Genomic DNA, 26,241 nt, shown 5'->3' with positions numbered 1-26,241 from the left:
GAAGCTCCCCCGGATCAAGTCCGGGGTCGCGCCCACCCCTAGCCCCTCCCGCAGGCGGGAGGGGAACGTCCTAGATTGGCCATTCCCCGCCATCCCGAATTGTCCAAGCGGCCTTAGTAAACGCGCGCCTTGGGCTTGATATATTCCGCCTCGTCCGTGAGCGTATAATCGTGCACCGGACGGTAATCGAGCGTCACCTTGCCGCCCTTTCCGCCCCAGCCGTCGAACCAGCTTATGGTGTGCTTCATCCACTCATTGTCGTCGCGGTTCGGGAAGTCCTCATGTGCGTGGGCGCCGCGGCTTTCCTTGCGGTTTTCCGCGCTGACCATGGTGCAGACCGCCTGGGACATCAGATTGTCCAGCTCCAGCGTCTCGATGAGGTCGGTGTTCCAGATCAGCGAGCGATCCGACACGCCGACATCGGTCAGGCTCTGGTTGACCTGCGCCATCTTGGTGACGCCCTCGGCCAGCAACGCGCTGTCGCGGAACACGGCGGCGTGCTTCTGCATGGTGTGCTGCATTTCCAGCCGGATCTTCGCCGTCGGCGATCCGCCCTTGGCGTTGCGATAGTGATCCAGGCGGCCCAGCGCCAGGTCGGCCGCATCCTTGGGCAGCGGACGATGGCTGGCGTTCGGCTTCAGCGTTTCCTTGAGGTGCAGGCCGGTGGCGCGGCCGAACACGACAAGGTCGATCAGCGAGTTGGAACCCAGGCGGTTCGCGCCATGGACCGACACGCAGGCCGCTTCGCCGACCGCATAGAGGCCCGGCACCACCACTTCCGGATCGTCGCCGACCTTGGTCACCACCTGCCCATGATAATTGCAGGGTATGCCGCCCATATTATAGTGGACGGTCGGCGTCACCGGCAGCGGCTGGCGGGTCAGGTCGACGCCCGCGAAGATCTTGCCGCTCTCGGTGATGCCCGGCAGACGCTCCGCCAGCACTTTGGGATCGATATGGTCGAGGTGCAGGTAGATATGGTCCTTGTTCGGACCCACGCCGCGCCCTTCGCGCATTTCCATCGCCATGGAGCGGGACACGACGTCGCGCGAGGCCAGATCCTTCGCGGAAGGCGCATAACGCTCCATGAAGCGCTCGCCCTCGGAATTGGTCAGATAACCGCCTTCGCCGCGCGCGCCTTCGGTGATGAGCACGCCCGCGCCGTAGATGCCGGTCGGGTGGAACTGCACGAACTCCAGGTCCTGGAGCGGAAGCCCGGCGCGCAGCACCATGCCGCCGCCGTCGCCGGTGCAGCTATGCGCCGAGGTGGCGGAGAAATAGGCGCGGCCATAGCCGCCCGTCGCCAGCACCACGGCATGGCTGCGGAAGCGGTGGATCGAGCCATCCTCCATGCAGATGGCGATGACGCCGCGGCATTCCTTGCCGTTCGGGCCGTCTTCCATGATGAGGTCGATGGCGAAATATTCGATGTAGAAGTCCGCGTCATATTTCAGGCTCTGCTGGTACAGGGCATGCAGCATGGCGTGGCCGGTGCGGTCGGCGGCGGCGCAGGTGCGCTGCACCGGCGGGCCGGCGCCCATATTCTGCATGTGGCCGCCGAACGGACGCTGGTAGATGGTGCCGTTGTCGTTGCGGCTGAACGGCACGCCCGCATGTTCCAGCTCGATCACGGCGGCGGGCGCCTCGCGCACCATATATTCGATCGCGTCCTGGTCGCCCAGCCAGTCCGACCCCTTGACGGTGTCGTACATGTGCCAGGTCCAGTGGTCGGGCGAATTGTTGCCCAGCGAAGCCGCGATGCCGCCCTGCGCCGCCACGGTGTGGCTGCGGGTGGGGAACAGCTTGGTGATGCAGGCGGTCTTCAGGCCCGCCTCCGCGCTGCCCATGGTGGCGCGCAGGCCGGAGCCGCCGGCGCCCACGACGACCGTGTCATAGGTGTGGTCGATGATCTTGTAGGCTTCGCTCATTATTTGACGATCCCCGTGAAGGCGATCTTGGCGATCGCGAAGATGCCCGCGGCCGCGCCGCCAAAGGCATAGAAGTTCAGCAGCAGCGTGGAGAGGAAGGCCAGCCCCTTGTCATGGACATAATCCTCCAGCATCACCTGCATCCCCAGGCGCAGGTGCCAGAAGATGCTGACGATCATCAGCATCAGCGGCACCGCGACCAGCGGATTGGCGATCCAGCCGACGACGCTCTGATAATCGAGGCCCGGCAGGGCGATCAGGCTGAACAGCAGCCACAGCACCAGCAGCAGGTTGCCGATGGCGGTATAGCGCTGCGCCAGCCAGTGATGCGCGCCGTGCCTGGCCGATCCAAGACCGCGGACGCGGCCGATTCCAGTTCCGGTTCCCATCAGAATTTCCCCGTGCAGATGGCGGCCCAGAAGCCGATGGTGAGGAGCGTCGACAGGGCGAAGGTCAGCAGCGACCAGCTCTTGTTGCTCTTCAGTTCATAGCCCGCGCCCATGTCGAGCACGAGATGGCGCAATCCGGAGCAGAGATGCTGGAAGAAGAACCAGCTAAGCCCCGCCATCACCAAATAGCCGATAGGCGATGTCGCGCATGCGACGAAGGTCGCATAGGCCTCCGGCCCCATGGCGGCGGCCATCAGCCACCAGACCAGGCCCAAGGCCCCTGCCGTCGCCATACCGTTGCCGGTCACGCGGTGCATGATGGAGACGGCCATGGCTGGCCCCCATTTCCAGATCGTCAAATGCGGCGAGAGCGGCCGGCTCGTGGTTCGCGCCATATCTTCCCTACATCCCTGATGTTGTCCCTCGAGTCCCGTCCCCTTAGGAGCGATATGTCGATAGGGCAAGTCGCCCTGACCGCGTGATCGCGGATCGTTCCACAAGCGATAATGAATTTCATCGTTCAGGGACGTGAATGCCGGCCTTGCGCCGCTTCATGCGGGACATGGCCGTTCCTCCAGCGCGGAATATGGGTCGGCCCTAAGAAGTGATTAACCAAATGGCTCTATAGCCCGTCGGGACAATCAGACCAATTCGGGGGTTTTGCCGCACATGAATTCCGCCGCCACGCCCAAGAACGCCCTGCTCGCCATGATAAGCGAGGTCGATCCCCATGGCGAGTTGGCGCGCGGCCTGCGCCAGATTCGCGATCTGTTGGGCGATCAGGCCGGCATGGCGGCGCGCACCTTCTTCGACGCCTATCTCGAACAGACCGGCCTGCGGCAGAAGCTCAGCCCCGCCACGCTCGCCAAGATCGAGACGGAGGCGCATGAATATGTGCGCCAGAAACTGGGCTATTACGAATCGGCGGAATGGGCTTTCTCCTCTATTTCCTGCGTGCGCCATGCGCGCAAGCACGGCTCTCCGCTGCGCGCGGTGCTGATGCCGGTCGCCATCGCCAATGAAAAGCTGGTCGACCTTATCTGGCAACGCGCGGAGGATGACGCGAGCCGCCGTCAACTGGTGCATGTCATGATGCAGGTCAGCATGGTCGATGCCGGGCTGATAGCCAATGTCGTCGCCGGTGACGAGGCGGAGGCGCAGCGCAACGAACGCCAGCGCTTCGGCACGATGTTCGAACAGCGGATCATGGGAGAGATTGACGGCGCGTCGCAACTGGGCGAATCGTTGCGCGAGCAGGCGAAGGACGCGTCGGCCGCGACCCGCGGCATGCTGGGCAAGGCGTCGGAAGTCGCCGCCGCCGCCGAACAATCCGCCCTTGCCATGCGCGAAGCCGCCCGCACCTCCGCCGGGCTGATCCGCGCCATAGAGGATGCCCGGACGGAGGTGGAGAGCGCCGCCGGCGTCGCCCAGCGCGCCGCCCGCCAGTCGGGCGATGCCGTCGCCATGTCCACTACCCTGTCGGACCATGCGAAATCGATCGAATCGATCCTGGGCCTGATCCGCGACATTGCCGGGCAGACCAACCTGCTCGCGCTCAACGCCACAATCGAGGCTGCCCGCGCCGGCGATGCCGGGCGCGGCTTCGCGGTGGTGGCGCAGGAGGTCAAGAGCCTGGCCAACCAGACCGCCCGCGCCACGGACGAAATCGCGGGCAAGATCGCCGACATCCAGGCCTCGACCCGCCAGTCGGTCGAGACCAACGAGCGCATCCGCGACACGGTGGGAGAGGTTCAGGCCAGCGCCGAACGCATCCGCCACGCCATGGACGCGCAGGCGCAGACGGTGACGATGATCACCGCTGCGGTCGACGAAACCGCCCTTGCCGCCGACTCCATGTCATCGACCATCAGCGCGATCCGCCAGGATACCGAAGTGGTGGCTTCTGAAATCGACCAGTTGGAACGCGGCTTCATGAGCGTAGAGGGCAAGCTGTCCAGCCTGCGCGCCGCATCCTCCGACTTCGGACGGCAAGTCGCCTGAAAGGCGGGCGGCCGACGGGACGGAACCGCCCGCCGCTCTCCCGAAGGCGAAGTGGTCCGGATGATCCGCCGCCGCCTGCCTTAAGCGCTCGACATCGGCGTCCTCCTGCCGCTCGATGCGCTGGCGCTCAAGCGAAACGAGTGGCTCGTGAGCATCCAGGCAGCGCGGAGAAATTCAAGACTCGCCGAACTGAGTGTTTTGGGGCGGGGAGCCGTTATTCCCCCTCCCGCAGGCGGGAGGGGGCCAGGGGGTGGGCTGGCGCGACATCAGCGGCGGCTTTCAACGGCTAACCCGGAAGCTCGCTCCGCTCGCGCCCACCCCTAACCCCTCCCGCTTGCGGGAGGGGGAATGTCCTGGATTAGCCAATTTCCCGACGTTCCGAATTGTCCACGCCACTCAGGACGACCATCGGGCCACCCCCAGGCGCGACCGATCAGTCGGGCTTCTTCGCCACGCTCACCAGCGCGGGACGCAGCAACCGATCCTTGATCGTATAGCCCGCCTGCATCTCCACCAGCACCGTCCCCGGCTCGGCATCGGCGGAGGGCACTTCCATCATCGCCTGATGCTTGTTGGGATCGAGCGGCTGGCCGACCGACACCAGCTTCTCGATGCCGTTGCGGCCGAACACAGCCTCCAGTTCCCGCCCGGTGGCTTCCAGCCCGGCGACCAGGCCCTTGAACTTCTCGTCCTCGCGCAGGTCGGCGGGAATCGCCTGGAGCGCGCGGCCCAGATTGTCCGCCACCGACAGCATGTCGCGGGCAAAGGCCGTCGCGGCATAGGCGCGCGCGTCGGCCAGTTCCTTCTCCAGCCGCCGCCGCACATTCTGCGTTTCGGCATGGGCGTAGAGCACGTCCTGCCTGGCGGTGGCCAGTTCGTTTTCAAGGCTCGCGATCCGCTCCGCCGCCGCGTCGCCTGCCGGCGCCGTATCCTCGGGCAGTTCGTCCACGACCTCGGTATTCTCGATATTCTGCTTGTCTTCGCTCATCTCATCAATCTCGACAGCGTCTGTGCGGTGAAGTCCACCATGGGGATCACCCGCGCATAGTTCAAGCGCGTCGGGCCGATTACTCCGACCACGCCCACCACCCGGCCGTCACCGCTCCGGTAAGGCGCGGCTATGACCGAAGAACCGGACAGGGAAAAGAGCTTGTTTTCCGAACCGATGAAGATTTTGGTCGCGCTGCCCGCCAGCGCGCTTTCCAGCAGCCGGGAAATCTCCTGCTTGCCTTCAAGCTGTTCCAGCAATTGCCGCACCCGCTCCAGGTCGGCGGCGGTGCCGTCGTCCAGCAGGTGCGCCTGGCCGCGCACGATCAGCACCGGGCGGTCGTCGGCATCCTGCGACCAGAGGGCGATGCCCCGCGCCACCAATTCCCGCGCCGCGCCCTGAAGCGCGCTGCGGTCTCCCTCCACCTCGCGCCGCAGGGCGTCGCCCGCCTGCGCCAGCGTCATGCCGCCGAAGCGCGCCGACATGAAGTTGGCGGCCTCGTTCAGCATCATCGGCGTGACGCCGACGGGAAGGTCGACGACGCGATTTTCGATGGAACCGTCCTGCCCCACCAGCACCGCCAGCGCCTGCCGCTCGTTCAGCGGCACGAAGCCGAACTGCCGCAGCACCGGCTCCCGCTTGGGCACCATCACGATGCCGGCGCAGGCCGAAAGCCCGGACAAGGCGGCGGTCGCGGCCGACAGCGCCTCCTCGATCGGCCCGCCTTCGCTGATCCCGGCCTCGATCGCGCGCCGTTCCTCGACCGAGGGTTCCGCCGCCTGCATCATGCCGTCGACGAACAGCCGCAGGCCCGTTTCGGTCGGCATCCGGCCGGCGGAGGTATGCGGCGCGGCAAGCAGGCCCAGTTCCTCCAGATCCTGCATCACATTGCGGATGGAGGCGGGCGACAGGCTGAGCGACGCCATCTTGCTGATCGTGCGCGAACCCACGGGCAGCCCGGTGCCGAGATAGCTCTCGACCACCAGACGGAAAACGTCACGCGCGCGTTCGTTCAGTTCGGTGATCGGGGTGACCGCCATGGCCTTTATCTAGGCAAGCATCGGTTGCGGCTCAAGCCCGTCCGTCACCGGCCCTTCGCCGCCGTCGGCTTCACCATGGCGGCAACATCGAGCATCCTGGGAATGGACGCTATGGCGGCGCGCAGCTTGCCATAGCCCGCGTCCATGCAGCCCGACTGGAACTCCAGCCGGGTGGGCGGCGCTTCTCCGCGGGTCCATTCGATCACATAGCCGGGCATGTCGGTGGCGAAGCGGACGCAATTTTCCCCCTGGCCGATTCGCCGGACCGTCCCCTGCGCGGGCCGGAACTGCGCCAGCGCGGCGCGGAAGCGGCGATATTGCGCCGGCGTCACGGTGAAGCGGGTCGGGCCGGGAATGGCGGTGAAGCGCTGCGGCTCGATCAGGCCGGACCCGTCCGGCGTCACGCGCAGGCTGTAGCTGGGGCAGGCGCCGAAGCAGGGACCGGCGGAAAACCTGATCGTGTCGCCGGCCAGGGTCGGCTTTTCCAGCTCCGCCTGTTCCATGGCGCAGCCGCCCAACAGGGCGAGGGCCGCCAAGATCGATAATGCTTTCGTCCGCATAGCCGCTCTCTAGCATCTTTCGGCTGCATCGCCACTGGCATGATGGGCTGCCCGACGCTAAGCCCGCTCGACACAACGCTTCGGAGTAGAATATTTATGCGTCCTTCCGGCCGCGCGCCCGACCAGATGCGCGACATCACCATGGAACCCGGCTTCACCATCCATGCCGAGGGCAGTTGCCTGGTCAGCTTCGGCGACACGCGCGTGCTGTGCACCGCCTCCATCGAGGAAAAGGTGCCGCCCTTCCTGCGCGGCAAGGGATCGGGCTGGGTCACGGCGGAATATGGCATGCTGCCCCGCGCCACCCACACCCGCGGCAGCCGGGAGGCCGCCAAGGGCAAGCAGTCGGGCCGCACCCAGGAAATCCAGCGCCTGATCGGCCGCTCGCTGCGCGCCGTGGTCGACCTCCAGAAACTGGGCGAGCGGCAGATCGTCGTCGACTGCGACGTGATCCAGGCCGATGGCGGCACCCGCACGGCCGCCATTTCGGGAAGCTGGGTGGCGCTGCGCATCGCCATCGACGGGCTGCTGGCGTCTGGCGCGTTGGCCGAAGACCCCATCGTGCAGAAGGTCGCGGCGATAAGCTGCGGCATCTATAACGGCACGCCGGTGCTGGACCTCGACTATGCCGAGGACAGCAATGCCGAGGCGGACGCCAATCTGATCCTGACGGGCGACGGCAAGTTCGCGGAGGTGCAGGCGACCGCCGAGGGCGCGACCTATGACGAGGAGGAACTGCTGCGCCTGCTGCGCCTCGCCCGCATCGGCTGCGCGCAGATTTTCGCGGCGCAGGACAAGGCGACCGGGAGATAATCCTTCCTTCCGCTCGTTTCAGCGCGGGCGACGATATGGGACGACAGGATGAGTGACGATTTCGGGCAGGAACAGGCGATCCGCAAGCTGGGTCCGGGACGACTGGTGATCGCCAGCCACAATCCCGGCAAGGTGCGGGAAATCGGCGAATTGCTGGCGCCCTATGGCATAGAGACGGTGTCGGCAGCCGCGCTGGACCTGCCCGAGCCGGAGGAGACCGGCACGACCTTCATCGCCAATGCGGAGTTGAAGGCGATGCAGGCGGCCGACCTTTCCGGCCTTCCCGCGCTGGCCGACGACAGCGGCCTGTGCGTGGAGGCGCTGAACGGCGATCCGGGCATCTTCTCCGCCCGCTGGGCCGGCCCGACCAAGGATTTCGACATCGCCATGCGGCTGGTCTGGGACAATATCCAGGCGAAGGGACCGGAAGCGGGCCACGGCGCGCATTTCATCTGCGCGCTTGCCCTCGCCTGGCCCGACGGCCATGTGGAGGCGTTCGAGGGCCGCGTCGACGGCACCATCATCTGGCCGCCGCGCGGGGACCGGGGTTTCGGCTATGATCCGATCTTCCAGCCGCATGGCCACGACATCAGCTTCGGCGAGATGGACCCGAAAAAAAAGCATGGCATGAGCCACCGCGCCGACGCGTTCGCGCAGTTGGTGGCGGCGGTTTTCTGAACGGCCAAGCCCCCTACCCTTTTCCGCGCTCCCCCTATAGAGAGGCCGTTTCGGCGGACCTTCGGAAATGGGGCAAGAGACAGGATCGTGGCGCGAGAGATCACCGGATTTTCCAACCCGCTGGTGAAGCGCGTTCGCTCCCTGCGCGAAAAGAAATTCCGCAAGGCGGAGGGCCTCTTCCTGGCCGAAGGGCTGCGCATCCTGACCGAAGCGCGGGAGGAAGGCGTGCTGCCGGAAATGCTGTTCCACGCCGGCTCCACCCATCCCCTGGCCGCCGAGCTGATCGCGGCGATGGAGGCGGCGGGCGGCGACGTCATCGAAACCACGCCCGACATCCTCTCCAAGATCAGCGGCAAGGACAATCCGCAGGCCGTGGTCGGCGTCTATCGCGACCGGCTGACCCCGCTGGCGAAACTCGACCGAACCAAGGCCGACATCTGGATCGTCGCCCAGTCGCTGCGCGATCCCGGCAATCTGGGCACCATATTGCGCACCGGCGACGCGGTGGGCGCGGGCGGGCTGATCCTGATCGACGATTGCGTCGACCCCTTCTCCGTCGAATCCGTGCGCGCCAGCATGGGCGCCCTTTTCACCCAGTCCATCACCCAGGCGCGCTGGGGCGAATTCATGCACTGGCTGCGCGAAGGACCGGGCGAACTGATCGGCACCAGCCTGAAGGCCACGCGCGACTATCAGGAACCGCGCTACCAAAGCCCCAGCTTCCTGCTGGTCGGCAATGAGGCGCAGGGCCTGCCCGAAAGCTATGAGGCGGAATGCGACCTGCTGGTGAAGATGCCGATGCTGGGCAAGGCGGACAGCCTGAACGCGGCGGTGGCCTGCGCGGTCATGGCCTATGAATTGCTGAACCAGAAAAGAGCGAAATGATGGCGACGGGGGCGGTGCAGGTGGCGGAAGCGACTTCGGAGGAGATGGGCGGGATCGGCGCGATGCTGCGGCACAAGCGGGTGCTGGCGGCCAGCCTGATCGGCACGGCGGTCGAATTCTACGACTTCTATATCTACGCCACCGCCGCCAGCCTGGTCTTCGGGCCGCTCTTCTTCCCCGCCTCCTCCCCCTCCGCGCAGTTGCTGGCGGCCTATGGCAGCCTCGCCCTCGCCTTCTTCGCCCGGCCGCTCGGCGCGGCGGTGTTCGGCCATTATGGCGACCGCATCGGGCGGAAGGCGACGCTGGTGACGTCGCTGATGCTGATGGGCGGGTCGACGCTCGCCATCGGATTCCTGCCCACCTATCAAAGCATCGGCTGGTGGGCGCCGCTGATCCTCTGCCTGCTGCGCTTCGGCCAGGGCCTGGGGCTGGGCGGCGAATGGGGCGGCGCGGCGCTGCTGGCGGTGGAGAACGCCCCGCCCGGCTGGCGCGCCCGTTTCGGCATGTTCCCGCAACTGGGCGCCCCGGTCGGCTTCATCGCCGCCAACGGGCTGTTCCTGATCCTGGGCACCTTCCTCACCGACGATGATTTCTTCGCCTGGGGCTGGCGCCTGCCCTTCCTGGGCAGCGCGGTGCTGGTGCTGCTGGGCCTGTGGATTCGCCTGAAGCTCACCGAAACGCCGGAATTCGCCGCCGCCCGCGCCGAAGCCCCGCCGCCCGCCGTGCCGCTCGCCACGCTGCTGCAGAGCCATCTGGGCGCGGCCGTCGCGGGCACCTTCGCCTGCGCCGCCTGCTTCGCCGTCTATTATATCGCGACCGCCTTCGCGCTCGGCTACGGCACCACCACCCTCAAAATCGACCGCGAAACCTTCCTCGCCATCCAGTTGGGCGCGATCCTGTTCATGGCGCTCAGCATCGTCATCGCGGGCTGGTGGGCGGACAGGAGCAGCCCCACCCGCGTGCTGGTCACAGGCTGCATCGGCACGGTGGCGATGGGCGTCATCTTCGGCCCGGCCATGGGCACCGGGCAGTTGCTGCCGATCTTCCTGATCCTCAGCCTCGCCCTGCTCCTGATGGGCTTCGTCTACGGCCCGCTGGGCGCCTATCTGCCGCATCTCTTCCCGGTGCAGTTGCGCTATACCGGCGCATCCTTCGCCTTCAACCTGGGCGGGATCATCGGCGGCGCGATGGCGCCCATCGTCGCGACCTGGCTGATCCAGGCGCAGGGCGTGGAACTGGTCGGCCTCTACATGTCGGCGGCGGCGGCGCTCAGCCTGATCGGCCTGTGGTTCACGAGTCGGAAATAGGCTTGCGCATCAGGATCAGCGGCACGCCGCTGTCCTCGAACGCCCGCACGTCGGCAAAGCCGAAGCTGCGATAGAGCGGCACCCCCGCCATGGTGGCGGAAAGCTCCAGCGCCGCAAAGCCCTCCGCCCGCGCCGCCGCTTCGCAGAGCGAGAGGATCATCGTGCCCACGCCCTTCCGCACATGATCGGGATGGGTGTACATGGCCCGCACCCTGGCGGCCTCCGTCGCCGGATCGAGCAGCCGGTCGTCCCGCCCCGCGCTATGGTCGCCGCCATAGGCCGTGGCGCGCCGGCTCCACCCGCCGCAACCGGCAATCTCCCCCCGATCCTCGATCACGAAATAAGTGCCGTCCGCGATCAACCGGCTGTCCAGCCCCATGAAGCCATGACTGGCCTTCACCTGCTCCGGCGTCAGGAAGCCCGATTGCAGGCGGTCGATGGCCAGGGTCATCACATGGACAAGCGATGGTTCATCGGCCGGAACGGCGAGACGATGAAGAAGCGGCATGGATTTGTCCTGCAAAGATTGCGGCCGATCCCGCGAGGGACCGGCCGCCATTTGTTCAGCGACGAGCGGCTTCAGAATTTGAAGCCGACCTTGCCATACCAGAAGCCCCCGTTGAAACCGAAGGGCGAAACGTCAGGATAGATGTCGCCGGTGAAACGACCGCCGGTCGATGCATAGACGGGGCCCAAAGTGCCCTTGGTGTTGGAGAATTTGTCGGGATAGTTGCTGAAGATATTTTGCGCGCCCGCGGTCAGCGTGACATTCTTGTTGATTTCATAGCTGACCTCCACGTCGAAAACGAACTCGCTGCCGAAGGTCTGCGACACGGGACCGTCGTCGGTCTGCGTATATTTGCCGTACCAGTTCATGCGACCCAGGATCGACAGCGGCCCCGCGGTCCAGTTTTCGGTCAGGATCAGGCGCGTCTTGGGCAGCGTCTTTTCCAACTGGGCGACGCGGACGTCCGAAACGATGGTCGGATCGCGGTCGATGACCTTCGTCTTGTTCCAGTTGAAGGCCAGGGTCGAATTCAATATCCCGATGCCGCCGATGGGCATGCGGTAGCTGCCGACGACATCGATGCCCTGGGTGCGGGTGTCGAAGGCGTTGGTCAGGAACTGCACCTCGTTGACCGTGGCATAGTTGGCCAGCCCCAGATCCCGCAATGTGGGCCGCTGCGCGTCGGAAATCTCGAAAGTGCCCGACGTGCCGATACGGTCCTTCACCTTGATGTTGTAATAGTCGACCGACAGGGTGAAGCCCGGCGCCGGCGTGAACACCGCGCCGCCCGAGAAGCTGACCGATTCCTCAGGCTTCAGTTCCTTCGCGCCCAGGAAGGCCGCGACCGGGCTGGTGACCGGCAGCGTCATCGATTCGATCGCATTGGGATTGCCGGGGTTGAAGCCGGTGGCGATGCTGCTGGTATTGACCTGACCCGGCGTCGGTGCGCGGAACCCCGTCGCCACGGTGCCGCGCAACGCGACGATGTCCGGCACGATCGCATAGCGGGCGGAGAATTTGCCCGTGGTCGAGTTGCCGAAATCGGACAGATGCTCGTAACGGCCGGCAATGCCGAACGACAATTGGTCGGTCACGTCGCCTTCGATATCGATATAGATGCCCTTGGAATTGCGGCTGCTTTCTCCGGCGATGGCGGGACCATAGCCGGGAAAGCCGTTCGCGCCCACCGGCAGCGCCACCGAAAGCTGGCTGCCGTCCGCGTTCAGCACCGGCGTCCCGTCCTGATGGAACACCAGATTGCCGGTATAAGGCCCGATGGCGTAGGAAGCCGGGTCGCCCAGGCCCAGCTCATAGGATTCGCGGAAATATTGCGCGCCGAACGCGATGGTGATCGGGCTGGCGAAGCCGACTTCCCACGGATAGCTGAAGTCCGCGTTGAACAGCGTCTCGCGCTGCTGCAACTTGCCCAGATAGAATTCCGTCGGCGACGTGATGCCCAGCGACGGGTTCATCGTCCCGTTCATCGTATATTTCAGCGTGGACTGGCCATAGCTGCCCGACAGGTCGTAGTTCAGCCCGAAGCCCAGCGTGCCCTTGTAACCGACCGCGCCGGAGATGTCGTCGATCTTGCCGAAGAAGATCGGGGTGAAACCGCCCGGATAGATGCAGCTCCAATTCTGCACCAGCGGATCGGAGCAGGTGGATACCTGCGTATAGTCGCGCGTCGTGACCTGGTAACCGTTCGGTGCATAGACATTGCCGCCCGCCGCTCCGGTCTGGATGCCCGGCCGCGTATTGTCGAAATCGGTGAAATAATCGTTGAATATGCCGTTCTTGCCGAAATTGGTCGAATTGACCGACTGGCGGTAGTTGAAGCTTTCCTCCTGGAAGCTGTGGCCATAATTGCCGAAGAAGTAGATTTCGCTGTCCGTGCCCGTGTCGATATGGCCGTTGACGAAGAAGCGGTAGGATTCCATGGCCGGATTGCCGTAGCGCTGCGCCAGTTCCGGCACCGGCAGGCTGGGCTGCTCCTGCGAAAGCTCCAGCGCGCCCGGCCGGGTCACGCCGCGGCTGGTCTTTCCGGCGTTCACATATTCGCCGCTGATATTGATGACCCCGCTGTCGCCCAGCTTCAGCCCGGCGTTCAGCGCCACCTGGTAATCCTCGCCGTCGCCGCGATAATATTGGCCGTAGCGCGCATAGCCCGACAGGCCCACATCGTCGCGCAGGGTCATGTTGATGACGCCCGCGATCGCATCGGAACCATATTGGGCCGACGCGCCGTCACGCAGCACTTCCACCGCCCGCACGGCAATCGCCGGCACCTGCGCGAGGTCGGCGGAATGCGCGCCCGCCGACTGGGCGTTGGCGCCGATCTGGACCAGGGCGGATCTGTGCATGCGCTTGCCGTTCACCAGCACCAGCGTCTGGTCGGGCGCAAGGCCGCGAAGATTGGGCGGGCGAACGAAGGACGAACCGTCGCCGATGGCATAGCGCGCGACGGAGAAGGAGGGCACCAGATTCTGGATCACCTGGTTCATGTCGGCCGTGCCCTGCTTCTGCAGTTCCTGGCCGGAATAGACGTCGATGGGGGTACTGGATTCCGCCACGGTGCGGTCGGTCCGGCGGGTGCCGGTAACGATGATCGCCGCGCCGTCGGCAGCCGATGCTCCTTGCGGGTCGCTATTCTGTGCATAGGAAGGTGAAGAATATAACAAAGCCACGGAAATCGCGGCGCAGGAAGAAAATCCAAAATTCTTCATATGACAGCCCCTTAATTCTATTATGAAGAGGCCTCTCCATTCATGATTATTTTTGTTTATTTTTATTATACCTATATTTTTCAAAGACTCTGTTGCGTAATCAATCCTTATCGAACCCCACGGGATCGAATCCGGAATGACGGGCAATCTTTTGAAACGGAGCGGTCACGCAAAGCCGCCATGGCCGAAATTTAATTTCCGCAGCGATATGAAAAGGCACGCTTCCACAGCCCAGAAAAAGCCGAAAAATTCGCCCAATCCATTGAAACACAAAGAAAAAGGCGACGCCCTCACGGACGCCGCCTGTCTCTTTTTTACAACTGTCAAGGACAGCTTTTCGGGAGGATCAATCCTCGCTGCGCACGTCGCGGCGCTCGGCGATGCGAGCGCGCTTGCCGGTGCGGCCGCGCAGATAATAGAGCTTGGCGCGACGCACCACGCCCTTGCGGACGACGGTGATCGAATCGATGTTCGGCGAATAAAGCGGGAAGACGCGCTCCACGCCCTCGCCGAAGCTGATCTTGCGCACGGTGAAGTTGCTGCCCATGCCCTTGTTCGAGCGGGCGATGCAGACGCCTTCGTAATTCTGGACGCGGCTGCGGTCGCCTTCGATGACCTTCACGCCGACGCGCAGCGTGTCGCCGGGGCGGAATTCCGGGATGTCCTTGGCCAGGGCCGCGATATTCTCGGCCTCGATCTGCTGGATCAGGTTCATGACTTCTAAGTCCTACTTTTCGCGTTGCGCACCAGAGGGCGACCGGTCCCGAACGCCGATATGGCGTTCCCAAAGGTCCGGCCGCCTTAGCCGTGTGTCCTCTTCCGCCCTTTGTTTCCGCCAGGCGGCGATCTTCGCATGATCCCCCGATCGCAACACTTCAGGGATCATGCGCCCTTCCCATATGACGGGCCGGGTATAGTGCGGATATTCGAGCAGGCCGCTTTCGAAGCTCTCCTCATCCCCACTGGAAGCGGCGCCCATTACCCCAGGAAGCAGGCGGATGCAAGCATCCAGCAGCATCAGCGCGCCCATTTCCCCGCCGGAAAGGATGATGTCCCCCATGCTGACCTGCTCGACGGGCCGCGCCTCGAAAATCCGCTCGTCGAACCCCTCGAACCGGCCGCAGAGGATGGTCGCTCCCGGACCGGCGGCGAGGTCGCGAATCCGCCCCTGCGTGACCGGCGCGCCCCGCGGCGTCATGGCGATGACGGGCAGGTCCGGGCGCTTTGCCAGCGCATGGTCGATGGCAAGCGCCAATATGTCGGCGCGCAGCACCATGCCCGCGCCGCCGCCGGCGGGCGTATCGTCCACCGTGCGATGCCTGTCCCTGGCGAAGTCGCGGATGTGGATCGGATCGCAGGCCCATTTCCCCTCCGCCAGCGCCCGCCCGGCCAGCGACACGCCCAAAGGCCCCGGAAACATCTCCGGATAGAGGGTCAATAGCTGGGCCTGGAAGCTCACGCCCTGCGCGCCTTGAGCCACGCCCCCGCCATGCCGCCCAGCATCGACGCCGCGCCGCCCAGCATCAACGCGATACCGATGCCGCGCAGCAGGTCGGCGAAGGGCCGGTCCGGCTGCATCAGCGCGGGCAGCAGGAACAGCATGGGAATGGGAATGACCAGCGCCGCCGCCGCCGCGATCTTGAGCGCGCGCGACCAGGACATGGCGAACAGCCGCCAGCCAGCGGCGACCATCAGGAGCAGGTAGAGGGCGGCAAGGATTTTCGGCATGATTCGCCCTCCAACGGTCTCTCATCTACTCGCAACATGCTCTTGCGAAGGCAGGAGCACGCCAACCGAAAAATCAAACGGCGAAGGCCGCCTCGACGACCGCCCGCCCATCCGCGATGGTCACCGCATGCATCGGCGCCATGAAGCGCTTGCCGTTGGGCCGCTCCACCTCGATGATGTCGCCCGCGCCGAAATTCTCGACCGCCACGACATGGCCCAGCCCCTCTCCCTCGCTGGAGAAACAGGGCAGGTCGATCAGGTCGGCATGATAATATTCGCCCTCCCCCAGGGGAGGCAAGGCGGACCGGGGCACCGTCAGCTCGGTCCCCCGCAACGCCTCCGCAGCGGAGCGATCGCCGACTTCGGCAAAGCGCGCGACCGCGCCATTGGGGCCGGGGCGCACCGACTTCAACGTCAATATGCGCCCCGCCGCATCGAAGCCGCCATAGGATTTGAGCGTTTCCGCCCCCTCCCCAAACAGCTTCAGGCGGACCTCGCCCGTCACCCCATGCGCGCCGATGATGACGGCGAGAGTGACGGGCTTGTCGGTCAAGGGATTCAGCCTTCGGCCTGCTCGGCGGCGGCTTCCTCGGCCGGAGCGGCTTCTTCGGCAGCAGGAGCAGCTTCCTCAACAGCCGGAGCGGCAGCGGCCTCGGCGGCGGCAGCCTTGGCGGCTTCGGCGGCCTCAGCGGCTTCCGCGGCCTTGGCGGCGCGGTCTTCGGCGCGATCCTTGGCCTTCTGGCCCGGCTCGGCCTTCTTCGGGTTGTTGCGGGCGGCGCGCTCCTTCACGCCGGCGGCGTCCAGGAAGCGGGCCACGCGGTCGGTCGGCTGCGCGCCGGCGGCGACCCAGTGCTTCGCCCGCTCGACGTCCAGAACGACGCGCTTCTCGTCGCCCTTGGGCAGGACAGGGTTGTAGCTGCCGATGCGCTCGATGAACTTGCCGTCACGCGGCGCGCGGCTGTCGGCCACGACGATGCGATAATAGGGACGCTTCTTGGAACCGCCGCGCGAAAGACGAATGGACGTTGCCATGTAATTTGACCTTTCTAACTAACTGTCTGTTTCTCAATTCGTCATCCCAGCGAAGGCTGGGATCTGGTGCCTGAAATCCCAGCCTCCGCTGGGATGACGGGCTATTTCTTCAAGAAATTCTGAAAGCCCGGCGGCAGGTTCGGCATATTGCCCCCCAGCCCCGGCAGGCCCTGCGGCGCCGCGCCGCCCCCGCCGAGCATCCCGTCCAGCCCGCCGCCGGTGAACATCTTGGCCAGCCCTTTCAGGCCACCCATCTTGCGGATCTTCTTCATCGCCGTTTCCATTTCCTGATGCATTTTCAGGAGGCGATTGACTTCCTGCACCGTGGTGCCGCTGCCCTTGGCGATGCGGATCTTGCGCTTGGCGTTGATCAGGGCGGGCTTCTCCCGCTCCTTAGGCGTCATGGAGCCGATCATCGCGTCCAGATGGATCAGCGTCTTGTCGTTGGCGCCGCTATTGGCCATCGCCGCCTGCGCCTTCTTGAGGCCCGGCAGCATGCCCGCCAGCGCGCCAAGCCCGCCCATGCGGCGCATCTGGTTGAGCTGGGCGCGCAGGTCGTTCATGTCGAACTGACCCTTGGCCATCTTCTTGGCCAGCTTGTCCGCTTCCTCGGCGTCGATGGTCTCGGCCGCCTTCTCGACCAGCGAGACGACGTCGCCCATGCCCAATATGCGCTGCGCCACCCGCGCCGGATGGAAAGGCTCGATGGCGTCCAGCTTCTCGCCGGTCCCCGCGAACTTGATCGGACGTCCGGTGACGGCCCGCATCGACAGCGCCGCGCCGCCACGGGCATCGCCGTCCATCCGGGTCAGCACCACGCCGGTCAGCGGCACCTGCGCCGTAAAGCTGGTCGCGACATTCACCGCGTCCTGGCCGGTCAGCGAGTCGACCACCAGCAGGATTTCCGCCGGGTTGGAGACTTCGGCGACCGCCTTCATCTCGTCCATCAGCGCCTGGTCGACATGCAGGCGACCGGCGGTGTCCAGCATCACCACGTCGAAGCCCTGCAGCTTCGCCGCCTGCAACGCCCGCTTCGCGATGTCGACCGGCTGCTGCCCCGGCACGATGGGCAGGGTCGCCACATCGGTCTGGGTGCCCAGCACCGCCAACTGCTCCTGCGCGGCGGGGCGCTGGACGTCGAGCGACGCCATCAGCACCTTCTTGCGCTCTTTTTCCTTCAGCCGCTTGGCGATCTTCGCGGTGGAGGTGGTCTTGCCCGACCCCTGCAGGCCGACCATCATGATGACGGCGGGCGGAGTTACGTCGATCAGCAGGTCGCTGGTTTCCGCGCCCAGCGTCTCGGTCAGCGTGTCGGAGACGATCTTGACGACCATCTGCCCCGGCGTGACCGAGCGCAGCACGTCGCTGCCGACCGCCCGCTCGGTCGCCTGCTCCACGAACTGGCGGACGACGGGAAGCGCGACATCGGCCTCCAGCAGCGCGATTCGCACCTCGCGCATCGCGGCGCGGACATCGTCCTCCGTCAGCGCACCGCGCCCACGCAGCTTGTCGAATACCCCACCAAGACGATCGCTGAGCGAATCGAACATCATCACCTCATTTGGACCGAAAGGCCCGGAAAACCGCGCTACCCCGCCAAACGACAAAATCGCCGGCGGGCGAAACCTCGCCGGCCAGCGTCCATCCGGTGCCCCCTTTTGGGCGCCATGGATTTGTCAGGGTATCAGGCGGCGAACCGCCCGATTTCTTGCGGCGCCTTTAGCGGAAAGGGAATTAGGATGCAACAAGGTCGGGTATGGCCATTTCCCGACATTCCGAATCTGTCCACGCGGCATAGGCTCCTGCCTTCGCAGGAGCCCGGCGCTATCCAAAAGCAAGTCTACCGCCCCATCGCCGCCTCGACCTCCTCCACCGTACGCGGCACGCCCTCGCTCAACCGCTGCGATCCTGTCGGCGTGATCAGGTACAAATCCTCGATCCGGATGCCGTAATTGGCCGACTGGACGTAAAGCCCCGGCTCCACCGTGATCACCGCGCCCGCCGGCAGCGGCTTCGACATGTCGCCCGCATCATGGACGTCCAGCCCGACCAGATGCCCCAACCCATGGGTGAAATCGTCGACCCGCCCCGCCTTGCGGAACACCTCCTTCGCCGCCTCGACCAGATCCTCATAATAGACCCCGGCCTTGAGCTTCGCGACAGCCGCCGCTTGGGCAGCCAACACCAGTTCATAGGATGCGCGCTGCTCGTCGGTGAACCTGCCGCTGGCCGGAAAGGTGCGCGTCACGTCGCAGGCATAGCCCCCGACGGAGGCCGCCGCGTCGATCAGGATCAGATCCTTCTCCCCGATCACCCCGCCGCCGCCCGTATAGTGCAGCGACGCCGCGTTGCGCCCGGTGGCGACGATGCTGTCATAGGCCAGCCCCTCGCCGCCCCCGGCGCGGAAGCCATCCTCCAATATCGCCTTCAGCTGCCTTTCGGTCATGCCGGGGCGCGCCTGCTTCATCGCCGCAAGATGGCCCCGCGCCGTCGCCGCCATCGCCTTGCGCATCAACTCCAGTTCGCGCGCCTCCTTGACGATGCGCAGCGAGGGCAGAAGGCCGCTGTCGTCCTTCAACGATACGCCCGGCACCCGCTGCATCACCTTGCCGTAAAGCTCCAGCGCCTTGGGCACGGGCGCGGACGCGCTGACGATCGGCCCCAGGAAATGCAGCGTCTTGGACCGCTCGGCCAGGGTGGTGACCAGGCTCCCCAGGCCGCCGGTGCGCGCCACCCGCGAAAAGCCCGTGCGCCGCTCCAGTTCGGTGCCCAGCGGCAGGCGCTCTACCTCCCACCGCTCCGACTCCACGTCGCGGGACGGCAGCAGCAGCCATTCCCTGACCGTGCGCTCGGCGGGCGCCATGACCAGGACGGCGCCCGGCTCGTCGACAATGCCGGTCAGCCAGGCGAAATCGCCATCCTGCACGAAGGGCGGCGCCACCGCCGCGCTGCTTTCCACCGGCCCCGCGCCATGGACGACGGCGACGCCGTCCTTCAACGCCTCCATCACCCGGCGGCGGCGCTCGCGAAACACGTCGGGCGCGAAGGGGACGGTGCCCGAAGGCGTCGCAAAACCCTGCGGCGGCAGAACCTGCGCCCGCAACCCGGCGGCGCACAGGAACGAAGCCGTCCCGCCCGCGATGATCGACCGTCTGTCCAACATGTTCCTGAACTCCCTTGCCGAACGGATTGGAACAGCAAGAGGCGTATGATGTCAATAATACAGTAAAAGGCCCCGCCAAAAAGGCGAGGCCATTCTATGAAACGCTCTTGGACTTGCGTTCAGATCTTGTCGCCAAGCGCGCCCTTGACAGAACCCTTGACGTCCTGCGCCGTACCCTTGGCCTTCTGCGCCCGGCCTTCCGCGACCAGATCGGGATCGCGCTGGTTGCGGCCGGTTGCTTCCTTGATCGCTCCGGCAGCCTTGTTGCCGGCCGCCTTCACCTTGTCGGTCATCTCACCCATCGGATGTCTCCTTCGGTTGCTGTTGCCCCATAAACGGGCGGGCAGAACCGAAAGTTGCCTCCAATACGCAGGCGGAACGGACGGGGGCCGCCCTAGTCCGTTTCTGAAGGCCTGCGCGCCCGCCGTTCCGCGACGAATTCGCTGATCGCCTGGCCGCTGGCGTTCAGCAACGGATAGGTGCGCGCATCGGAGAGCCAGTCCGGCCGCCGGGCGCCGCTGCCGTAGAAGGTGTCGTAGACCAGGCTGAACGCCAGAAAGACCAGCGTCGCGCCGATCAGCCCCTTCACCGCCCCGAACCCCGCGCCCAGCACCCGGTCGACAGGCCCCAGCACCGACTGCCGCGTACGGCGGCCAATGGCGCGGGCGAGCAGCTTGCCCAAGCCGAAGGTGATGCCGAACACCAGCGCGAAGGCAAGCACCGCCGCGCCGCTGGTGCTGCCGACGAAGGACGTGGCCAGTTCCGTGACCGAGGCATGGAACAGCCGGATCGCGAAGATCGCCAGCACCCATGCGATCAGCGACAGGGTTTCCTGCACGAAACCGCGCATCAGCCCGAAAATGGCGCAGCCGCCGATCAGCAGCAGGACGAGAATATCGATCGCGTTCATCGCGCTGTTGGCTATCCGCGCCCAAGCATCTGGTCAACAAGTTGCGCAAGGGCGCGATAGCCGCTGACCGAAATGCCCTTGACCCCGTCCGCCACGGCGGCGGGGACGAAGGCGCGGTTGAAACCCAGCTTGGCGGCTTCCCGCAGCCGCAGCGGGGCATGCGCCACCGGGCGGATTTCCCCCGACAGCGCGATTTCCCCGAAGAGGACGACATCGGCCGGCACCGGGCGTTCGGAAAGCGCGGACATCAGCGCGGCGGCGACGGCAAGGTCGGCTGCCGGGTCCGACAGGCGATAGCCGCCCGCGACGTTCAGATAGACTTCGCAGGTCGAGAAGCTGAGGCCGCAGCGCGCCTCCAGCACGGCCAGCACCATGGCAAGCCGCCCGCTGTCCCACCCCACCACGGCGCGGCGGGGGGTCGCGCCGCTGGAAAGCCGCACCACCAGCGCCTGGATCTCCACCAGCACCGGCCGCGTACCCTCCAGCGCGGGAAAGACGGTCGCGCCGGTCACATTCTCGTCGCGATGGGTAAGGAACAGAGCGGACGGGTTGGCGACCTCCTCCAACCCCTCCGCGACCATGGCGAACACCCCAATCTCGTCCGTGCCGCCGAAGCGGTTCTTGATGGCGCGCAATATGCGATATTGGTGGCTGCGCTCGCCCTCGAAACTCAGCACCGTGTCAACCATATGCTCCAGCACGCGGGGACCGGCGATGCTGCCGTCCTTGGTCACATGGCCGACCAGGATCAGCGCGGTGCCGCGCTGCTTGGCGAAGCGGATCAGTTCCTGGCTGGAAGCGCGCACCTGGCTGACCGTGCCCGGCGCGCCCTCGATCAGGTCGCTGTGCATCGTCTGGATCGAATCGATGATCAGCAGGGCGGGCGGCGCCCCCTCCCCCAAAGTCGTCAATATGTCCCGCACCGAAGTGGCGCTGGCAAGCTGCACCGGCGCATTGCCCAGGCCCAGGCGCTGTGCACGCAGCCGGACCTGGTCCGACGCCTCCTCGCCGCTGATATAGGCGACGCTGTGCCCGGCCGAAGCGATGCGGGCGGCCGCCTGCAACAGCAGCGTCGACTTGCCGATGCCGGGATCGCCGCCGATCAGCGTGGCCGAACCGGAAACGATCCCGCCGCCCAGCGCCCGGTCGAACTCCGCGATCCCGGTCGTGGTGCGCGGCGGCAGCTCCACCTTGTCGTCCAACCCCACCAGCATCAGCGCCCTGCCCCCGCTATGCAGGTCATGGCGGGCGGAAAAGACCGTCTCCGCCGCTTCCTCGACGATGCTGTTCCATTCGCCGCAATCGTCGCACTGCCCCTGCCACCGGCCGGAAACGGTGCCGCATTGCTGACAGACGAATTTGCGCTTTGCTTTTGCCATGCCTCATGCATATCAGAACATATGCGGAACACAATTGCTCTTTGCATCTTCCGATGGAAACCGGGCGCGCCATGGCGCATTGTTTCGCCATGAAGACCGTTCGCGTCGCCAGCTACAATATCCGCAAAGCCATAGGCACCGACCGCCGCCGGGTTCCCGAGCGGGTGATCGACGTGCTGAACGAACTGGACGCGGACATCATCGCGTTGCAGGAGGCTGACCGCCGCTTCGGCGTGCGCTCGGCGGCGCTGCCACCCTGGCTGCTGGAGAGCATCAGCCCCTACCGGCCCGTGCCGCTGAACGTGCATGTGGACTCGATGGGCTGGCACGGCAACGCGATATTGGTGCGCAAGGATGTGGAGATCGGCGCGCACGACGTGCTGCACCTCCCCTGCCTGGAGCCGCGCGGCGCGACCATGGCGGAAGTGACGCTGGGCAAGGCGTCCCTCCGCGTCTTCGGCATGCATCTCGACCTGTCCGGGCTATGGCGGCGCAAGCAGGCCGCGGCGGTGATCCACGCCGCATCCTCACGCGACGCCATGCCGACGGTGCTGATGGGCGACCTCAACGAATGGAGCGCGGAACGGGGATGCCTGGCCGATTTCGCCCGCCATTACAGATTCGCGCCCTGCGGCCGGTCCTTCCATGCGCGGCGCCCGGTGGCGCGGCTCGACCGGATCATGCATTGCGGGCGGTTGAAACTGGTCGATTGCGGCGTCCATGAAAGCGCGGCGGCCCGCAAGGCGTCGGACCATCTCCCCATCTGGGCGGAGTTCGGGCTGGGGTGAGAATATATGGGCCGTCGTGTTCCTGCGCCGGCAGGAACCCAGTTCGGACGCTGCAAAAATTTCCCAACGGCAGAACTAGGCAGAGTGGACAAATTCGGAATGTCGGGAAATGGCCAAAAGCCGAAATCCGGCTGTTCATCCGATCGAAATGCCAGAGGGCCTGTAAGCCGGGTTCTGTCTCCCTCTTGCGAAGGGTGGCGACCATTCCTCTAGGGGACGGATCGCTCCGTCCCTCAAGCAACCAACCCGGGCGGTCTCAGCCGAAACTGGCCTAGCAGCCGAAACTGCGCGCCGCCCCTATTCGGTCTTGCTCCCGGTGGGGTTTACCGTGCCGCCTTGCGTTGCCGCAGGCGCGGTGCGCTCTTACCGCACCCTTTCAATTTCACCCGACCGAAGTCTTGGGGCCGAAGCCTTGGGCGACCTGCTTTCTGTTGCACTGTCCCTTGGATCACTCCAGCCGGCCGTTAGCCGGCACCGTCATTTCGTGGAGCCCGGACTTTCCTCGCCGTGGAAGTTACCCGCCACGCCGCGGCCGCCCGGCCCTCTGGCAAAAGCGCCTATACACACGTCATCAACGCCCGTCATCCCCGTTCAGTCATCACGCCGCTTAGTCGTCACCCTGGGGCTTGGGCAGCAGCAGCGCCAGCAGGATCGCCCGGCACTCTCCATCGATGATCCCGTCGATCAGTTCGGGGCGAAAGCGCCGCTGGAACGCCACCACCGCCGCCTGCGGCTCTGCAATGTCATAGCCGAAACGCTCCAGCGCCAGCATGAAGCCGCCGTCGCTCCAATGCGGGTCCATCAAATTTTTGGTCGGGCGCGGCAAGGCCAGCCGCAGCCGCGCCAACTGCCCCCAGGGGAAAAGCTCGCCCGGATCCTGCTTGCGCGCCGGGGCGACGTCGCTATGCCCGACGATGTTGCCCCGCGTGATCTTGTGCCGCTGCACGATCTGGTGGATCAGCGGGATCAGCGACCCCATCTGCGCGTCCGGAAAGGGCCGATAGCCCCATTCATGGCCCGGATTGACGATCTCTATGCCGATGCTGGCCGAATTGATGTCGTCGATGCCGCGCCAATGCGCCCGTCCGGCATGCCAGGCGCGCTTTTCCTCATCGACCATGCGGATGACCTGCCCATCCTCCGTCACGACATAATGGGCGGAAACCTTGGATTCCGGGCTGGCGAGCCAGTTGATCGCGGTGGCCGCATCGACCATTCCCGTATAATGCAGCACCAGCATGGAGATCGGCAGGCTGCGCTCGTCGAAATTGGGCGACGGCGTGTCGATCATCGGAAAGTCGTTCATCGCCAAGGGCCAGTCACTCGCATGCGTCCGTCAGCGCCTGGAGGGCGCGGACAGACCATGGCCGACAGCGGCAGGCCAATCAAGCGGGCTGCGGCATTTTCCCGCCGGGGCGATCAGACCGCCCGGCGCATCGCTCCGCCCGCCTGGGTCGCGGCGGCGGCGCGGCGTCCATAGCCGCCGCGAAATTCGGCATGGGGAACGAAATCGTCGCTATGCCCGATCACCGTCTCCCCCGCGCCGAGCAGCAGGACGGAGCCCGCATGGCTGTGCCGGGCCAGCAGGCGCAGCACGCTCTGGCGGCGTTCCGGCGTGAAATAGAGCAACACGTTGCGGCAGAGCAGCAGGTCATATTCGCCCGTTGGCGCGCGCGCGTCGAACAGATTGTCGGTGCGGAAATCGATCATCTGGCGCAGCGCCGCATTGGCGCGCCAGTCGTCGCCCGCGGGGTCGAACCATTTGAGCAGGTCGCCCACCGGCAGGCCCCGCTGCACGTCCATCTGCGTGAAGATGCCCGCCTTCGCCTGGGCGATGGCCGCGGTGGAGATGTCGGTCGCCAATATTTCGATGCGCCAGCCGCGCCAGCGCGCCATGTCGTTGCAAAGCTGGATCGCCAGCGAATAGACCTCCTGCCCCGTCGAACAGCCCGCGCTCCAGATGCGCAACATCCGGTCCGACCGCTGCCCTTGGATGCGCGGCAGGATATGGCGGTGGATCATGTCGAAGATCTGGAGGTCGCGGAAGAAGCTGCTCTCATTGTTGAGCAGCGCGTTCACCACGTCATTTTCCAGCGTAGCGTCCTTGCGCCCCATCAGGCGGGACGCCAGCGCATCCATGTCGCTCAGTCCATGGGCGCGCAGCACCGGCTTCAGCGCCGTTTCCATCCGCCAGGCCCGGCTTTCGGACAGGATCTGCCCGGTGCGCGCCTCCAGCAGGCCGGAAAGGATGCGCGCCGCGCCGCCCATGGAAGCGGCCGAAGCGGAACCGGACGGGAGGGAGTCGGCCGAAGGGGGCAATGCCATCAGTTCCTGTTCTTTCCTCTTCGCGCCACGAAGTCCATGATCGCATGGGGTTCCAGCAGGGCGCAGTTCAATCCTTCTCCGGCGATCGATCCGGGCATGCCCCAGACCACGCTGCTCGCTTCGTCCTGCGCCACGATCCAGCCGCCCGCCGCCACGATGTCGCGCGCGCCCGCCGTCCCGTCCCGCCCCATGCCGGTCAGCACCACGCCCGCCGCGCCGGCGCCATAGGCCTGGGCCATGCTGGCGAACATCGGGTCGACGCCGGGCAGGTTGCCGGTCGGCGTGCGCTGCGGATTGAGCGCCACCGACACCCGGCCGTGAAGGCCCGGCCGAAGCTGGAGATTGGCGTCGCCCGGCGCGACATAGACGATGTCCGGGGCCAGCATCTCTCCCTGTTCCGCCACCTTGACGCGCAGGAACGTCATGCGCCCCAGTTGCTGGACGAAATAATGGGTGAAGCTGGCGGGCAGATGCTGGGTCAGCAGGATCGGCACGCCCAGCGGCGCGGCCAGCCCCGCGAAAAGCTGTCCCAGGGCATGGATGCCGCCGGTCGATGCGCCGATGCCCAGGCAGGCAAGCGGCTGGGCCGCCTGTTCCGGATCGATCCGCAGCGGCGGCCGGACCGTGACCGGGGTCGCAGCGCCGCTGAACAGGCGCAACAGGCGGTCGATCAGGGCCTGGGGGAAATGCTCGCCGAAGCTGCCGCTTCCCGGCTTGGCCAATATGTCGCTCGCGCCCAGCGCCAGCGCCTCGACCGCCGCGGCGCTCCCCTCCTCGCAATTGCCCGACAGGATCACGACCTTGGCGCGGGGGTTGATCCCCAGGATCGCTGGCAGCGCCATGAGGCCGCTTTGCCCCGGCAACTCTATGTCGAGCAGGATCAGGTCGACCTCATGGTCCTGCAAATAGCCCAGCGCATGTTCGGCGCTGTTGGTCTTGTGCGTGACGGAAAATCGCCGGTCGGCGTTCAAAATCCGCTCTATGACCGTCCTGACCACGACCGAATCGTCGACGATCAGGGTGCGCAGCGCCCTGTCCTCGTCCCTGCTGGCCATGATCGGCACGTGAACGGTCATCGGAGGCAATCTTTCTGAAC

27 protein-coding genes and 1 other RNA gene are annotated in these 26,241 nt (G+C 65.8%); 6 read left to right on the top strand and 22 right to left on the bottom strand.

The window, feature by feature from the left end; translation table 11 throughout:
• Window positions 1–113: 113 nt before the first annotated feature.
• From sdhA to sdhC, 3 genes are read right to left on the bottom strand one after another with little or no spacing between them, the layout of a single operon-like run.
• Window positions 114–1,928, bottom strand: coding sequence for a succinate dehydrogenase flavoprotein subunit (gene sdhA / locus L286_RS39315; RefSeq protein WP_020819057.1), 1,815 nt, complete (start codon window positions 1,926–1,928; stop codon window positions 114–116).
• Window positions 1,928–2,317, bottom strand: coding sequence for a succinate dehydrogenase, hydrophobic membrane anchor protein (gene sdhD, locus L286_RS39310; RefSeq protein WP_020819058.1), 390 nt, complete (start codon window positions 2,315–2,317; stop codon window positions 1,928–1,930). The genes sdhA and sdhD overlap by 1 nt, the downstream gene beginning before the upstream one ends.
• Complete coding sequence (gene sdhC / locus L286_RS39305; protein ID WP_020819059.1) at window positions 2,317–2,649, bottom strand: succinate dehydrogenase, cytochrome b556 subunit; 333 nt, start codon at window positions 2,647–2,649, stop codon at window positions 2,317–2,319. Before sdhC ends, sdhD begins: the two co-directional genes overlap by 1 nt.
• A 337-nt stretch (window positions 2,650–2,986) precedes the next feature.
• On the opposite strand from sdhC, the gene L286_RS39300 reads away from it, so the two are divergent.
• On the top strand, window positions 2,987–4,318 hold the full coding sequence (locus tag L286_RS39300; RefSeq protein WP_020819060.1) for a methyl-accepting chemotaxis protein: 1,332 nt from the start codon (window positions 2,987–2,989) through the stop codon (window positions 4,316–4,318).
• A 433-nt stretch (window positions 4,319–4,751) separates the two neighbouring features.
• Here the strand turns inward: L286_RS39300 and grpE are convergent, their stop codons facing one another.
• Genes grpE through L286_RS39285 form a run of 3 tightly spaced genes read right to left on the bottom strand, consistent with a single transcriptional unit; the run spans window position 4,752 to window position 6,906 of the window.
• A complete protein-coding gene (gene grpE, locus L286_RS39295; protein ID WP_007687165.1) occupies window positions 4,752–5,306 on the bottom strand; it encodes a nucleotide exchange factor GrpE in 555 nt (184 codons plus the stop codon).
• Entirely contained in the window at window positions 5,303–6,346 is a 1,044-nt protein-coding gene (gene hrcA / locus L286_RS39290; protein ID WP_007687163.1) for a heat-inducible transcriptional repressor HrcA, read from the bottom strand. The genes grpE and hrcA overlap by 4 nt, the downstream gene beginning before the upstream one ends.
• A 44-nt stretch (window positions 6,347–6,390) precedes the next feature.
• Window positions 6,391–6,906 carry a DUF6438 domain-containing protein gene (locus L286_RS39285; RefSeq protein ID WP_007687160.1) on the bottom strand — a complete coding sequence of 172 codons (516 nt, stop codon included), beginning with the start codon at window positions 6,904–6,906 and terminating at the stop codon, window positions 6,391–6,393.
• Window positions 6,907–7,002: 96 nt separating this feature from the next.
• Here L286_RS39285 and rph point away from each other — a divergent pair, with 96 nt between their 5' ends.
• From rph to L286_RS39265, 4 genes are all read left to right on the top strand, one after another.
• Complete coding sequence (gene rph, locus L286_RS39280; RefSeq protein WP_007687158.1) at window positions 7,003–7,719, top strand: ribonuclease PH; 717 nt, start codon at window positions 7,003–7,005, stop codon at window positions 7,717–7,719.
• Between the two features lie 48 nt (window positions 7,720–7,767).
• Window positions 7,768–8,397, top strand: coding sequence for an RdgB/HAM1 family non-canonical purine NTP pyrophosphatase (gene rdgB, locus L286_RS39275; protein ID WP_020819061.1), 630 nt, complete (start codon window positions 7,768–7,770; stop codon window positions 8,395–8,397).
• An 87-nt stretch (window positions 8,398–8,484) separates the two neighbouring features.
• Window positions 8,485–9,282: a TrmH family RNA methyltransferase gene (locus L286_RS39270; RefSeq protein ID WP_020819062.1), complete on the top strand. Its 798-nt coding sequence runs from the start codon at window positions 8,485–8,487 to the stop codon at window positions 9,280–9,282.
• A complete protein-coding gene (locus L286_RS39265) occupies window positions 9,282–10,589 on the top strand; it encodes an MFS transporter (protein WP_020819063.1) in 1,308 nt (435 codons plus the stop codon). Before L286_RS39270 ends, L286_RS39265 begins: the two co-directional genes overlap by 1 nt.
• On the opposite strand, the gene L286_RS39260 is transcribed toward L286_RS39265, so the two are convergent.
• The 12 genes from L286_RS39260 to radA form a co-directional block, all read right to left on the bottom strand.
• Entirely contained in the window at window positions 10,573–11,097 is a 525-nt protein-coding gene (locus L286_RS39260) for a GNAT family N-acetyltransferase (protein ID WP_025160894.1), read from the bottom strand. The two genes, L286_RS39265 and L286_RS39260, sit on opposite strands and share 17 nt — an antisense overlap.
• 71 nt (window positions 11,098–11,168) lie before the next feature.
• Window positions 11,169–13,820 (bottom strand): TonB-dependent receptor plug domain-containing protein, encoded by a 2,652-nt coding sequence (locus L286_RS39255; RefSeq protein WP_020819065.1) that lies wholly within the window; start codon window positions 13,818–13,820, stop codon window positions 11,169–11,171.
• A gap of 346 nt (window positions 13,821–14,166) precedes the next feature.
• A complete protein-coding gene (gene rplS, locus L286_RS39250) occupies window positions 14,167–14,535 on the bottom strand; it encodes a 50S ribosomal protein L19 (RefSeq protein ID WP_007687146.1) in 369 nt (122 codons plus the stop codon).
• A gap of 12 nt (window positions 14,536–14,547) precedes the next feature.
• Window positions 14,548–15,279: a tRNA (guanosine(37)-N1)-methyltransferase TrmD gene (gene trmD, locus L286_RS39245; protein WP_020819067.1), complete on the bottom strand. Its 732-nt coding sequence runs from the start codon at window positions 15,277–15,279 to the stop codon at window positions 14,548–14,550.
• Complete coding sequence (locus L286_RS39240; RefSeq protein ID WP_020819068.1) at window positions 15,276–15,548, bottom strand: hypothetical protein; 273 nt, start codon at window positions 15,546–15,548, stop codon at window positions 15,276–15,278. Before L286_RS39240 ends, trmD begins: the two co-directional genes overlap by 4 nt.
• Window positions 15,549–15,621: 73 nt before the next feature.
• The gene (rimM, locus tag L286_RS39235) at window positions 15,622–16,101 is read right to left on the bottom strand and encodes a ribosome maturation factor RimM (protein WP_020819069.1); all 480 of its coding nucleotides are present in this window, start codon (window positions 16,099–16,101) and stop codon (window positions 15,622–15,624) included.
• A gap of 5 nt (window positions 16,102–16,106) precedes the next feature.
• On the bottom strand, window positions 16,107–16,580 hold the full coding sequence (gene rpsP, locus L286_RS39230) for a 30S ribosomal protein S16 (protein WP_020819070.1): 474 nt from the start codon (window positions 16,578–16,580) through the stop codon (window positions 16,107–16,109).
• 101 nt (window positions 16,581–16,681) lie between these two features.
• Window positions 16,682–18,133, bottom strand: coding sequence for a signal recognition particle protein (gene ffh / locus L286_RS39225; RefSeq protein WP_020819071.1), 1,452 nt, complete (start codon window positions 18,131–18,133; stop codon window positions 16,682–16,684).
• A 287-nt stretch (window positions 18,134–18,420) separates the two neighbouring features.
• A complete protein-coding gene (locus L286_RS39220) occupies window positions 18,421–19,743 on the bottom strand; it encodes an aminopeptidase P family protein (protein WP_020819072.1) in 1,323 nt (440 codons plus the stop codon).
• Between the two features lie 119 nt (window positions 19,744–19,862).
• Window positions 19,863–20,045 (bottom strand): general stress protein CsbD, encoded by a 183-nt coding sequence (locus L286_RS39215; RefSeq protein ID WP_020819073.1) that lies wholly within the window; start codon window positions 20,043–20,045, stop codon window positions 19,863–19,865.
• 92 nt (window positions 20,046–20,137) lie between these two features.
• Window positions 20,138–20,653 carry a CvpA family protein gene (locus L286_RS39210; RefSeq protein WP_013039515.1) on the bottom strand — a complete coding sequence of 172 codons (516 nt, stop codon included), beginning with the start codon at window positions 20,651–20,653 and terminating at the stop codon, window positions 20,138–20,140.
• 11 nt (window positions 20,654–20,664) lie between these two features.
• Window positions 20,665–22,032, bottom strand: coding sequence for a DNA repair protein RadA (radA, locus tag L286_RS39205; RefSeq protein ID WP_007687127.1), 1,368 nt, complete (start codon window positions 22,030–22,032; stop codon window positions 20,665–20,667).
• Between the two features lie 89 nt (window positions 22,033–22,121).
• On the opposite strand from radA, the gene L286_RS39200 reads away from it, so the two are divergent.
• Window positions 22,122–22,820, top strand: a complete 699-nt coding sequence (locus tag L286_RS39200; protein ID WP_025160895.1) for an endonuclease/exonuclease/phosphatase family protein — start codon at window positions 22,122–22,124, stop codon at window positions 22,818–22,820.
• 147 nt (window positions 22,821–22,967) lie between these two features.
• On the opposite strand, the gene rnpB is transcribed toward L286_RS39200, so the two are convergent.
• From rnpB to L286_RS39185, 4 genes are all read right to left on the bottom strand, one after another.
• An RNA gene (gene rnpB, locus L286_RS47545) (RNase P RNA component class A) lies at window positions 22,968–23,368 on the bottom strand.
• A gap of 59 nt (window positions 23,369–23,427) precedes the next feature.
• A complete protein-coding gene (locus tag L286_RS39195) occupies window positions 23,428–24,126 on the bottom strand; it encodes an N-acetylmuramoyl-L-alanine amidase (RefSeq protein WP_013039512.1) in 699 nt (232 codons plus the stop codon).
• Window positions 24,127–24,239: 113 nt separating this feature from the next.
• On the bottom strand, window positions 24,240–25,145 hold the full coding sequence (locus L286_RS39190) for a CheR family methyltransferase (protein WP_020819075.1): 906 nt from the start codon (window positions 25,143–25,145) through the stop codon (window positions 24,240–24,242).
• Window positions 25,145–26,221, bottom strand: coding sequence for a chemotaxis protein CheB (locus L286_RS39185; RefSeq protein ID WP_020819076.1), 1,077 nt, complete (start codon window positions 26,219–26,221; stop codon window positions 25,145–25,147). The genes L286_RS39190 and L286_RS39185 overlap by 1 nt, the downstream gene beginning before the upstream one ends.
• Between the last annotated feature and the right edge of the window lie 20 nt (window positions 26,222–26,241).

The sequence above is a fragment of the Sphingobium sp. HDIP04 genome (assembly GCF_000445085.1).
Classification (GTDB): Bacteria; Pseudomonadota; Alphaproteobacteria; order Sphingomonadales; family Sphingomonadaceae; genus Sphingobium; species Sphingobium indicum.
This window is presented reverse-complemented; position numbering and strand designations above follow the sequence as displayed.